General features: G+C 65.6%; 8 protein-coding genes and 1 pseudogene. 1 reads left to right on the top strand and 8 read right to left on the bottom strand.

Annotated elements, in window-relative coordinates; genetic code table 11:
* Nucleotides 1-48: 48 nt before the first annotated feature.
* The 5 genes from ACIA5H_RS30285 to ACIA5H_RS30265 all read right to left on the bottom strand — a co-directional run bounded on the left by ACIA5H_RS30285 (nucleotide 49) and on the right by ACIA5H_RS30265 (nucleotide 3,067).
* Nucleotides 49-642, bottom strand: coding sequence for a hypothetical protein (locus ACIA5H_RS30285; RefSeq protein ID WP_397079002.1), 594 nt, complete (start codon nucleotides 640-642; stop codon nucleotides 49-51).
* A complete protein-coding gene (locus ACIA5H_RS30280) occupies nucleotides 639-956 on the bottom strand; it encodes a hypothetical protein (RefSeq protein WP_397079000.1) in 318 nt (105 codons plus the stop codon). Before ACIA5H_RS30280 ends, ACIA5H_RS30285 begins: the two co-directional genes overlap by 4 nt.
* Nucleotides 957-1,074: 118 nt before the next feature.
* A complete protein-coding gene (locus ACIA5H_RS30275; protein ID WP_397078998.1) occupies nucleotides 1,075-1,581 on the bottom strand; it encodes a hypothetical protein in 507 nt (168 codons plus the stop codon).
* Between the two features lie 38 nt (nucleotides 1,582-1,619).
* A complete protein-coding gene (locus ACIA5H_RS30270; RefSeq protein WP_051021553.1) occupies nucleotides 1,620-2,156 on the bottom strand; it encodes a hypothetical protein in 537 nt (178 codons plus the stop codon).
* The gene (locus ACIA5H_RS30265) at nucleotides 2,153-3,067 is read right to left on the bottom strand and encodes a hypothetical protein (RefSeq protein WP_397078996.1); all 915 of its coding nucleotides are present in this window, start codon (nucleotides 3,065-3,067) and stop codon (nucleotides 2,153-2,155) included. Before ACIA5H_RS30265 ends, ACIA5H_RS30270 begins: the two co-directional genes overlap by 4 nt.
* Before the next feature lie 322 nt (nucleotides 3,068-3,389).
* Here ACIA5H_RS30265 and ACIA5H_RS30260 point away from each other — a divergent pair, with 322 nt between their 5' ends.
* Entirely contained in the window at nucleotides 3,390-4,724 is a 1,335-nt protein-coding gene (locus ACIA5H_RS30260) for a serine hydrolase domain-containing protein (protein ID WP_397078994.1), read from the top strand.
* On the opposite strand, the gene ACIA5H_RS30255 is transcribed toward ACIA5H_RS30260, so the two are convergent.
* The 3 genes and pseudogenes from ACIA5H_RS30255 to mobF all read right to left on the bottom strand — a co-directional run bounded on the left by ACIA5H_RS30255 (nucleotide 4,705) and on the right by mobF (nucleotide 12,016).
* Nucleotides 4,705-5,541 (bottom strand): hypothetical protein, encoded by an 837-nt coding sequence (locus ACIA5H_RS30255; RefSeq protein ID WP_397079102.1) that lies wholly within the window; start codon nucleotides 5,539-5,541, stop codon nucleotides 4,705-4,707. The two genes, ACIA5H_RS30260 and ACIA5H_RS30255, sit on opposite strands and share 20 nt — an antisense overlap.
* Before the next feature lie 138 nt (nucleotides 5,542-5,679).
* Nucleotides 5,680-5,892 (bottom strand): annotated as a pseudogene (locus tag ACIA5H_RS30250) (multiprotein-bridging factor 1 family protein); the annotation flags it as partial.
* A gap of 100 nt (nucleotides 5,893-5,992) precedes the next feature.
* The gene (gene mobF, locus ACIA5H_RS30245; RefSeq protein ID WP_397078992.1) at nucleotides 5,993-12,016 is read right to left on the bottom strand and encodes a MobF family relaxase; all 6,024 of its coding nucleotides are present in this window, start codon (nucleotides 12,014-12,016) and stop codon (nucleotides 5,993-5,995) included.
* Nucleotides 12,017-12,150: the final 134 nt, after the last annotated feature.

Genomic DNA, 12,150 nt, shown 5'->3' with positions numbered 1-12,150 from the left:
CCTGCGCAGACGTCGCTGAGTCGGGTGACGGGTTGCAGATGTGGTTGGTCAGCGCGAGTCAGGCGCGGGCGAACGCAACCCGCCTTGCTCGCGGCCGCCGTCGCGGTGGGGCACGGCTATCAGCTCGATGCGCCGCGGTCGCTGGACAGGTGGCATGCCGTCGGCTCGGCGGCGGGGCTGGCGGCGACTACCCGTGAGAAGGCCGGTGATCAACGCGTCGTAGCGTCGACCGAACTCGGCGATGGCCGGTGTTAACGGGCAGTCACCCAGTTGGGGAGGCCATGTGGCGGAGATCGCGATCCACATGGAGAGTCGATCGATCAATTGCCCGGCGGTCACGATCTCGGGGAAGTCGTTATCGACAAAGACCACCGACCCCGGCCGGTTCCCCAGATACCAGGTCAGTTCGTCGTCGATCACACGGATGACGGTGTGGTCCGGATCAGCCTCCACCCCTTTGAGGAGTCGGTCTTGGACGTCGCCGGGGTTGGAGAAGTCCACCCCGTCGAGACAGGTCATCCACAGCGTGACCGCGACTCGAGCGGCGTGTTCGAGATTCGTCACCGGGTTCGCTACGCCGTCCCAGAGCGCGACCAGTCGGTTCATGTCGGGCAGCGGCGGCGTTGGCGGGTGTGTGCTCACAGGAGTCCTTCGAAGGTGTCCTCGCGGGTGGGGCCGGTGAGGAGGGCGAGTATGGAGCCACCGGGAACAGGGGTGGGGCGGTGCAGGGTGGCGCCGTCGTCGGTATCGGCGGTGACGATGCGGATGACCATGGTGCGGGTGGTCAGCAGCCGACGACCGCCGGGTAGATGGGTGGCGTCGGGGACGACGATCAGCCAGACATCGGGCTCGCGGCTGGCGTGCTGAGCCAGGGCGGCGATCGTGTGGCCGTGGCTGTGGTGGTCGAGATGTGTTCCGCCCCAGCGGTATCCCCAGCTCTGCGCGCGGTGTCGCATGAGCGCACCGACACGGTCGGGTTCTGCCAGAAGCGGGACCTGCATGTAACCGAGGGCGATCGGCGCATCAGCAGACAGCGGTGCGTGCGGGGGTGTCACAAAGCGCTCCTGGGATGGCTCACGACGCACCGCCGCGTGGAAGCGTCGAAAGCTGCTCGACCCGGGCGTTGTAGGCGCGCTGCGCGGCGAGTACCTCCACCAGCGTGGTTTCGTCTTGCGGATGGTGGGCGTAGGCCACCCACTGCTGCGCCATTGCGGACACCAGCTGACCCACCGCGATCTGCCCGGCGGGCACATCGAGCAGACCCGCGAGCTTCGCGTCGATCGTCCTCACACACCAGGCGATCTCGCTGTCGATCGCGCCGCGAGCTGCCCCGCTGGCCTGAGCCCGTCGGTGATGAATGTCGATGATCGACACAGACAGCATCGCCACCCACTCGAAGCTGTGGCCCATTGCGGCAGCAGTGCCGGTGTGGGATGCCCGACCGCGCAACCATGCCTTCGCTCGCCAGCCCGCGGTTGTGAAGACAGCCAGCAGTTTCCGGTATTTGTGCTGGGCGGGTAGTTGTGCGGCGAAGTGAGTAATCCATTCCTTCGCCTGTGGCAGCCCGGCCAGGCTCGGCACACGCGAGTCCATGGGTCGTGTCGCTCCTGTTCTCGTGGTCATGGTGTGGGTCGGATGCCGCGCCATCCCAGGGGCAGCTCCACACGGCGGGCATGGATATCGGCCAGCAGATCGGCGTAGCCTTCCCGGACTTCAGCGAGGTGGAACCACGCATCGTGGCGCAGCTGCTCGTCGTCGCTGTGGCGAACGGTCCACCAAGCCGAGGCGTATGTCTCGGCGACATGACTGATCACCTCGCCGAAGGAATGGGTGTGCCTGCGTGCACCGTTTGGGCGTGGCAGGTGAAACACCGCCCACGAGTTGATCTCGCCCACGACCGCCATGACCTGCTCGTGCACGTCGACCTGGCTGAAACCGGCGGCCTGATGCCGGCGATTGAGGCGCGAGGGCAGCAGCGTGGCGTGCAGATCGGCGAGGTCACGGGCGAACCCGATCAGCGGCGACGAGTTATCGGGGTCGAGGTGACCGGAGATCGCTGCCAGCAGCTGCTCGGGCGTCAACAACGCTTCCGCGCCGACATTGCAGGCGACCGTGGGCTGTTTGTGGGCCGTTCGCTCCGACGGCGCGCGGTTCACGACAGCCTGCCCACGCGTTCGGCGGCCGGTATCGGTGGTGACGCAAGTTGTGAGGACAGCGTGCATCGGGTGAACGTGTGACCGTGCGCGGTGTAGCGGTCGATGCGCGCGCACAGCGCCGCCAAGGCTGCGGTCGGCGCGTCGTCACGGTGGCGAGACTCCTGCAACTCGACCATCAACTGGCCGTCGTCACACTGCAACAGGCGGATAACGCCTTGGTGGCCGAACGGACTGATACCGAGTTCACCGGCAGCCATCGCGGCGGCATTGGCGTCATCAGCCAACGCCATATACAACGCGTCCACCGGCTCGATCAACTCCGACCACTCCAGCCGAGTCAACTCCGCGATGATGTCGAACCGGGTCACCGTCGGAATCGCACCCACCTTCGACTCCGCCAACACGCGCACGTCCACCCGAGGTGCCACGGAAACCCCGGACTCCGGCTCCGCCCCCCACCCGCGGTCGCGATCGGTGGTGCTCTGCAGGTAGTAGATGTGTGCCTGCGGCATGCGCGTGAGCCGTTGGATAACCGCCTTACCGGACGGCCCGAGACCGGTTAGATGCTCGCGCGACGGCACGATGAGATGGCCACCGCCTTGGCCCTCGATCTCCTCCATCACCCGCCACAGCGACTGCGTGCGCGGCGAGCCGGGGTCGAACAGCCGCTCCAGATCCACCTTCCACGCTGCGGCGACGTACTCTAACCGCCGCATCACCGCGAGAGCAGGATCCTGACGATCGACCTCCGCGACAATTGCCCGCAGCATCCGCTCTGGCGCCATCGGCTCGATGACCACCTCGCCAGGGCCGAACGCGAACGAGCTGGCGTACTCGTGCATCGCCCGCACGACGGCATCATGAGCCTGCGTGGTGGTCAAAAGTGCCGCTTGTGCGTATCCGAACCACATGGCACTGACTCCTCAGTAGTCATTGGGACTTGGCCGACAGAAGCGATACAGCCCAAACTTCACGGTTGCGATGAGCTTCCGCATGAGGCTGCGGTGGCTTGCTTGCTTTCGTGCTCTCCATCGCAGGCCCTCCTTGATCGGGGCACTCGGAGGACGGCTGACAAAACCTGGAAGCCAGCACGCCCAGCCGTCGAAGTTTTGGCGGATGAAACTGGGACGGCGTGCTGAGTGCTGGTCCTACCCTGGCCTGCAGGAATGCGCTGTGGAAGGCTTTTGCTGTTGACAAAATGGTTGTCCACAGAGCGCGGTGATGACTTGTGGGATGCTGGTGCTCAACCGAGAGGAGTTCATGGATAGCGACTTCCAAGCGGCACTGTCGGCACGTGTAGTCGAGGCACAGTCCACTGCGCGGGTCCCCAGCCTGACGGTGGGTGTCGGCGCCAGGGGGGTTCAGTTGGCTGCCGCCTCTGTCGGTTATGCAGACGTCGAGAATTCGATTCCCGCCACCGGTGAGAGCAGCTATCGCATCGGGTCGATCACGAAGACCTTCACCGCAGCGCTTGCCCTACTGCTCGTCGAACGGGGTGAGCTGATTCTGGATAGCCCGGTAGGTCGATATCTCCCGGGCACGCCCTTCAGCCATCTTCCTGTTCGCATGTTGCTGTCGCATAGCAGCGGCCTGCAGCGCGAAGCGCCCTCCGATATGTGGCAGAGCATGCACGGACCGTCACGAACCGAACTCCGCGATATGTTCGAGCGTACCGAACTTGTCGGGGCCCCTGGAGAGCGCTGGCATTACTCCAACCTCGGCTACGCGGTCCTCGGCCAGATCATCGAAGAGGTCACCAGTCAACCGTGCGACGCCTTGATCACGGAAACTCTGCTGAACCCACTGGGGCTAAACCAAACCAGCTGGGCTCCGCCGCCTAATGCTGTGGTCGGCTACCGGCTCGACCCGCACATCGATGCAGTCCACCGTGAGCCGGTCATGGACCAGGCTGCGATTGGCGTCGGGGGCCAAATGTGGTCTACCTCAGGTGATTTGCTTCGCTGGGGACATGTGTTGGGTGGAGGTGACGCGACCGTCCTGCCCCTCACAGTAGTGAAAAAGATGCACACGCTTCAGGTCATGGTCGATACGGTCGGCTGGACACGAGGTTGGGGGCTGGGCTTGATATTAGAGCGGCGGCACGACCGCATCGCCGCAGGGCATACCGGCGCGATGCCCGGCTTCCAATCCGCGCTGATGCTGGACCGTGCTACCGAACTCACAGTGGTGGTCTTATCCAATGCCACCCGAGGAATCAGAGCCGCTGACCTCGCCCTCGAAATTCTGGAAATGGCCGCAGCAGTCCAGCAGCCGACACCGGTGCTGCCTTGGTCCCCCGCACCGCCTTGCCCCGAGCACATTCAACCGATCCTGGGTAGCTGGTGGTCGGAAGCTGACGAAGTCGTATTCCGCTGGGAGCGAGATGGGCTGTATGCGTCCCTCCTCAGCGACCCTGTAGCGGGGGGGACTCACTTCGTCGAAGAAGGGCCAGGGAGATTCCGTGCTGTCGAAGGCAGACTGCAGGGGGAGTTGCTTGAGGTTGATCGAAAACCAAGCGGGATCGAAATGCGCTGGGCAACTTACCCGCTCACCCGAACTCCGCGATAAGGGTCGCCAAGCGTTCTTTGACCGGCGATACCGTGGGACCGTGACAGGTGTGTAATCGCAGTTCGGCGGACCGAAACATGTGCAAGACCCGTGGCGTAATCGAACTGGTGGCTACCCCGTTGATTGCCTCCTCGATCGAAGATGCGGCGGCTTCCTGGTCACCAATTCGCAGCTGGGCTTCGGCTTGCTCGAGCTGCCAGATAGTTCGGTTGCGCACAAAGACTGCCGGGCTAGCTGAATCCTGCTCTCGCAGATAGTTGATCGCGGATCGGAGTTGGCCGAGGTCCAACAGGGACGATCCTCGATGTCCAGCCAGAGCGGCATCATCGAACACCTCGAGCCAGACCGGGTCGGGCTCGCTCGGACGATGCCGTGACAACTCCGCCTCAGCGGTGACCAGCATTTGTGCACACAGGTCGGACTCACCCAACCTCGCGTGAGCTCGCGCTGCCATCGTGCAGACGAATGCGTTCAGTCGGTGATTGCCACTTCGCCGCGCCCATGCCAGAGACGCATAGGCTCGCTCGGCACCGCGCGCGGGATCGCCAGTCCACGTGCTCATGAAGCTTGCGTTCGGCCCTCCGATAAAGGCAAGCAAGTCCAGCGCGCCGGCCTGTTCGGCGACACGTTTAGCCGCAATGAACGATTTGTCGGCTAGCACGACGCTACCGCGGTCGAACAGCATCCAACCCGCCAGTTGATGCGCCTCGGCGATGACGCGCAGCAAGGAACTTCGATAGGACTTGGCAAGCTGGGGAACCATCTTCTTCGCTGCGTCGGCGTAGGCGACTACCTCGTCGAGGTGTTCACCGGCCATCGTGTGGTCCGCCGCTCGCACCCGTGCGATGAGCTCGCGGAGCGTAGTCTCTGCTGAATCTGGCTCAACCACAACGTGGCGTCTCGACAGTCGGGCAGATTCTGTGAACGGAGCCGCGAGACGACTCAATCGACCGCCTGTTTTCAGGACAGCGTCAAGACGATCCACCAGATCAGGGTGCGGGCGTCGTTCTGCTTTCTCGATCCGGGCCAGCAGGTCATGGCTGACAAGTACTAGCGGTGCCAGCTGTCGTAGCGACAATCCAGCAGCAACCCGCCGAGCACGAAGCTCAGCACCGAAGAGTGCTTCCGCTGTGGCAGGTGGTTCGAACGAGCGAGGGGCTGATCCCACCGGGCAATTATTGCGCGTGGCAATCCCGGCGCACCAGCAAGGAAGTTGCTTCGTTCGTTACTCCAGGCTTGGGCGAGGGTTTTGAAGCAGTTCGGTCAGGTCATAAACCAAGTTCGCCATCGTGCTGACGATGATATTCGGCAAGCGGGCTGGGAAGGTCTCGGTCGATGTTGTCGTCTGGTGGAGCAGGTGGATGATGCTGTTCGTGCGCGACTTGCGCCGAGTCAAGGGTGCGCCGCCGAAGGTGCTCTGCACAGTATTCGTCCAGCTCCTGATGAAGTTCGGTGATGCGCCGTATGTGAGCTTCGGCTGCGGTGTCGGCGTGCGTGTCGATCGGGCGGCGGCGATCGGAGAGAGCTGCTGCCGGGGTGCGCAGTAGACGGTCCCAGTTGTCGGAGGTTCCCGCAAGGAGGATTGCTTCGCGGTTGGCTTGGCGTGCCGCATAGCGGGCGATGGTGTGTTCGCGGCTGCGCTGGATTTGTTCGCTGACGAGGGTGTCGATTCGAGTTTGAAGTATGCGTCGTTGGTTGCGGCGGTAGCTGGGCGTGGTCTCAAGAGTGGCGCGTGCGTTGGCGAGTTCGGCTGCGCTGGCGTGGAAGGCTCTGGCGGTGGTGTGGAAGTGCTGGTCGGCGGTGCGGGCGTCGCGGATGGCTTGTTGCGCTGCAGTGTGGCGTCGGATCAGTTCGTCAGTGTCATGTGCGTGGTCGGTGGTGTGCTGGGCCGGGCCGTACAGGAAGTCGTCGGTGTCGGCGAGGGCGAGGCTCTGGCGAAGTTGTTCGATGCGTTCATCGAGTTGGGTGTCGGTGAGCGCGAACAGTGGATTGTTCACGGCTGGACCCGCGATGACGGCGTCGTCGGAGGCGGATCGCGACGCAGCGTCGGGTAGCGGGTGGTCACGCACCCAGGCTTCCATCGCGGCGCGATGCGCTGGATTTCGTGTCGCGCGCCAGTCACGGCGAAGCATCGCGAGGGCGGCGGGTGCGGGGTTGGTGGTGGTGATGTGATGGCAGCGGGCGGTGATGTGGTCGGTGGGGTCGTGGTCAGGGATGCCGGGTTGGTTGTTGTCGCGGCATTCCCCGCACAGTCCGTCGTCCGCTCGGCGCGGTGGTACGGGGGTGGTGTCAGTGCGGGTGCGTTCCAGGCCGCAGGCCACACATCCGAGCCAGCGGGTGTTAGGGACGGCGGCGAGGTCGTAGTCCAGCGTGTAGTAGTTCGGGCGGTCGTCGGGTAGTGCCTCATGGTAGTAGTGATGCACGACGCCGTCGGGGATGATGCGGTCGTAGGGCTGGTCGTCGACATCGGCGCGGGTATCGACGTAGTCCTGCTCGGCGCGGCGGGCAACGATCTGTGCGTCGGTGAGCGGGTCGCGGCGCCGAGTGGGGTTGATGTATTCGTAGTGATCGCGGGCTGCTTCGTGGCGTCGCTCGCGCCGATACGCCGGTGTGGTGGGTGTGGTGCTGGGTTGGTAGACGTGCGGGTCGGTGTCTGGTGTGCACGCTTCGATCAGTGCGCGATGTTGGGGGTAACGCTCGCCGGCCCACCGAAGTCGCGCGCGGGCGACGGGGAAGCTGTTGCGGTAGAACGTTTCTGCGATGTCGGCGAGGACGGCGCGTTGTTCGTCGGTGGCGATATCGCTGAAGTCGGCGAGCGCTTCGGCCGCGGCGGTGATCTGGCCGGTGTGCATCAGCTGCGCCACCGTGCGCAGGTGTTCGGGAAGCTCGGTCCCGGGTGCGTTCTCGGCGGCGCGCTCGGGACCGGTAGTTTGTGCCGCTTCGGCCTTGAGGCGTGCGCTGTCGTTGCGGGCGTGTCCGAGGTCGGAATCGGTCTGTGGGGTGGGGTGATCGGTGGATTCGGGCGTGGTCGTGGTGCTGGGTTGGTGGCTGGTGGTGTCGTTGGCTGGGGTAGGGGTGTGGTGGAGCAGGGCGTCGATGCGCCAGGCCAGGGCGTTGGCGAGCTGGTCCGGGCGCAGGCCGGTCGCGTTGTCCGGTTGGGCGCTGAGCAGTAGTTCGTGGGCGGTGGAGAGGATTTGGTGTGGTGCCCAGCCGGTGGCGGTGGCGCGATCGATCGCGGCGACGACACGGGGCCACGCAGAGTCGGTGAGGACGCGCTCGGCGGTTTCCCCGCCGAGGACTGCGTGCAGATCGGTGATCCATTCGGGTCGCAGGTTGCGGTGGCCGGTGGTGGTGTCGAGTGCGGAGGGTTCCAGTTCCAGGCGTGACCACAGTGCGGCGGCGGGCATCTCGTCGGGCAGCGGCCGCAGTCTCGCGGCGTTGGTGAGGAGGGTTTCGATGTCGAGTCCGGCGCGGGCGGCGACGTCGATTTTGTCGGCGAGGACCGGCCAATACGGGTCCGCCACGATCCGGGCGTCGAGGTGTTGGAGGCTCGGCGCCCATCGGTTGACCGGTCGATGGACGTCACCGATCGCGTCGGTGACCCGCGCGTCGAGCAGCTGCTGGTGCTCACGTTCGAGCACGCTGTAGCGGGTTGGGCCGGTGGGACGTATGTCGCGGTCGTCGACGTGCAGGCTCGCGCGCCAGACTGCGAGTTCACCGAGCAGGTCGGGGTCGGCGCCGATGAGGGGCCGCGCCCAGTGCGGCGCCGGGCTCGGGGTCCACGACTGGGCGTCGATGCGGATTTGTTCGGCGAGGTCGGTGACGATGCTGGCGCGGGCGGTGAGTTGAGTGGAGTCCAGGGCATCACGGAGACCGCGGGGGATGCCGTGCGCCCACGGCAGCGGTCCGGTGCCGGTGGAGTGGGTGCCGGTGGGGTCAAGGCGCCAGTCCAAGACGGCGGCGACGTCGTCGGCGGTGTCGAGTTCCCGCGCTCCGGCAGCGGTATACAGGGCGGCGACCGGGTCGCGCCCGGACACAGCGAGCACGGCCAGATGCTGGCGCAGCACCGGGTAGGCGGGGCTGTCGGTCAGGTGTGGGCGCAACGCTTCGGCCGCCCGGTCGATGCGCTCGATCCCGTCGGGACCGAGAGTCGTTTCGGCGGCGACGCCGATCACGTCGAGGTAGATGTCGAGCGCGCGCCCGATTCGGGTGTGGGGATCGAGGGCGTCGCGCAGTTGTGTGTGCGCGGACTTCTGCGCACCGTCGCGACCGAGTATGCGCACCAACCCCTCCACCGCGGTGCGCGGAAACACCGCCGATTCGCTCCAGAACGAACCCTCGGAACCGTCCAGCGCGGTGGGGATGTAGACGTGGTTGGCGTGCACCCCGCGGGTCATCGCGACATACAACTGCTGGCGTGACTCGCCGCCGGTGAGCGCGACATGGCACGTTTCGGCGGTGATTCCTTGCGCGGAATCGATCGTCGCCGCGTACCCGAGCCGCACGTGCGCGGCAACGTAGTCGGCGGACAACCGCACCCGGGCGCTCGGTTCTTTGTCCCCGGAGTGGACGCGGGTGGCGGTGAGACTGCCGTCGTCGTGGACGGCGGTGACGGTCCAGGCGTCGCCGTTGCGCACCCAATCGCGGGCGCCGACGCGCAGTCGCCTGTTGTTGCGGCGGGTGCGGATCGTGTCACCCACCGACGCGGCGAGCCCGTCGGCAAGTGCGCATTCCGCCTCCACAGTGCCGCCCGCGCGGGCGAGCCGGTCGGCGCGGGCGCGGGCGTTCAACGCGGCGACGACCTCGTGGTTGGCGGCCAGCATGATCGCCGTGCGCCCGGCGAGGTGGTCGTTCATCCACGCGGTGAAGGCGTCATCGTGGGTGGCGCCGTGATGGCCGCCGTGCACGCGCCCGTTGTCCAGATACCAGCCCAGCGCTGCCGGATCACCCTCGCGCAGCTGCAAACTGGCGGTCGATTCCGCCGAGGAGGCGAACCGCACCACGTGGGTGAGGATCAGGGTTTGGTCGGGTGCGGCGGCGTGCATGTCGGTGTCGGCGCCGCCGGCCTCGATCGCGGGCAGCTGGTGATCGTCGCCGATGCACCGCACCGTCGCGCCGCGTCCGGTCACGAACTGGAGCAGGCGTAGGCGTTTGAGGTTACCGAGTTTGACGTGCTCGTCGACGATCACCAACGTGCCGGAGTCGATCTGCAACACCCACTCCGGCAACGTAGTCGGCACCTCCCGCTCGAAAGCGGGGTCGTCTGGGTGCGGGGTGTGGCGGGACAAAATGTCGAGCAGTTTGTCGACGGTCTCCACGCGCGCGCCGATGGATGCGCCGAGTTCCGCAGCCGCCGCGGCGGTGGGCGCCAGGCCGAGGACCTGTCCGCCGCTGGCATGCCAGGCGTCGGTGAGCACCCGCATGGCGGTGGTTTTGCCGGTGCCTGCGGGAGCGTTGGCGGTGTGCACCCGCAGCCCGGAGGTGGCGAACCCTTCGACCACGCTGACCTGCCCGGCATTCAACGGCCGTTCCGGGTGCGCGGCGTTGTAGGCGCGCACAGCATCCGCGACCGTTCCCGGCAAGAGCTGTCGGGCGCCGGACTGCACCGACAGCTCGATCAACGCGTGTTCCACCGACAGAACCTGCTTCGAGCTGTACAGCTGTGAATTCGCCGCGGTGTACACGCTGGCACCGTGACGGCGGCGCAATAGTTCGGGCACATCGTCTAGTTCGGGCGCATCCGCGACATCGGGGTCTCCCCGCGCGATCGAGTACGCGGGCGAAAGTGCCTCAGCGACCACCGCTTCGGTGACCTGCTGCCACCGCTGCCCGCGGATGTGTCCGCGAATCTGCCGTTCGACTTCGGCGCGGACATTGTTGGGCCGCCACGTCGAGCGGTGCTCGCCGACCACCTCGAGCACCCGCTCGGCGGTGCGGGCGATCCACTGGCCCGACACCGCAACCCGCGGTGTCCGCTGTGGGTTCAGCGCCGCCGCCACCATCTGCGCCACCGGTGCCCGTCCGCCGAGCAAGGTCGTTGCCTCAGTCCGCCAGTCGGCGCGCTGTTCGGCCCGCGACCGCAGGTGGTGTTTGGCCGGGCGGGTTTCCAGGGTGGCGCGCTGCGCCAACTCATACATTTCCGACGGGACAGGTTCGCGCCCGAACCGCTGCTGGAAGTCCGCCGCGAGCTCGCCCACGCGGGCTTTGATCGCTGTTTCTCGCCGCGACCATGCTTGGATCAGTCGTGCGGGGATGCCGACGATCTCACGGACCGGGCGTTTGGCCGGATCCGCCGCCGGTAGTTCGGCGAATTCCACGCCTACGAGGTCTTCCAGGTGGTGCTCGAGCCGGGTGTTGTAGATCTCGGACACTGTGACCACGGCCTGGTAGATCGCGGTGCCGTCCAGAGTGCGCCACTTATCGTCCAGCGTGCGTACCCGGTTGGCGATCAGCACGTGCGTGTGCAGGTCCGGATCCCCGGCGCGGGAGTCGCGGTGGGTGAAGCACGCCGCGACCATGCCGTCGACGTCGACTTGGCGCACCCCGTTGCGGCCCAACCGGGTGAAGATGGCGTGCTGTTCGAGCCATCGCAAAGCGTCGCGTACCGCCTGCTGATGGGCGAGTTCGATCTGGTCCGCGACCGCGCGCGGTGCGACAGCCCAGAGCGCCGACACGGATTTGACGGGCGAGAAAGTGATGTCGAAACCCGCGACCGCGGTCGTGTTCGGCCGCGAGTTCTTGGCGACCCACCCCGACAACTCTCGCGCATCAACGGGTGCGCGCCCATACTCTTCGCTGAACATTTCCGATGCGATATGGGTGCGTATTGTTGCTCGTTCTGCATCGGGAATGGCGGCGTGCGGGTCTGCTCCGTGCGCGATATTGTGTTGCTCGAACGCTTTCGCGCATCGTTTTCGGAACGCGGAAACCGCGGCGTAAATGCGATAGGGATTGCCCAAACGCGACGCTTTGTCGGCCGCGCGTGCCGCATCCTTGTGCTTGGCGCCGAGGCGTATCTGCTCGTCGTAGACCTCGGCTTCGATCAGTTCGGCGTTCGGGTGGCGTCCCAGTCCGAACAGGGATTTCATCTGCTCTTCGGTGACTTCGGCGCCATCGGAGATGCCGAACGCGCCCAATCCGGTGCCGTGCCACACGCCGGGTGCTTCTCCGTGCGCGGAGTAGTAGTCGGCCAAGCTGTCACGGCCACGAGAGGTGGCGTCGTGCGCGGCGACATTGCGCAGGTAATACTGATAGCCATTGCCTGCCACGACTTTATGAATGGTCGCGGTCATATATCTATCAAGCGCTCGCAACGCCAATATCACCAGTGCTTGATTTGATTATTTTCAGTCAAATCGCGCATTTCCGCCGCTCGTTACCGAATCGTTATCCTCGATGCAAGAGGTGTGTTCGAGAAAAGAGGGAA

Source organism: Nocardia sp. NPDC051900, from assembly GCF_044452545.1.
Classification (GTDB): domain Bacteria; phylum Actinomycetota; class Actinomycetes; order Mycobacteriales; family Mycobacteriaceae; genus Nocardia; species Nocardia sichangensis.
Note: the sequence above shows the minus strand (reverse complement) of the source record. Positions and strands in the feature narration are given on the sequence as shown.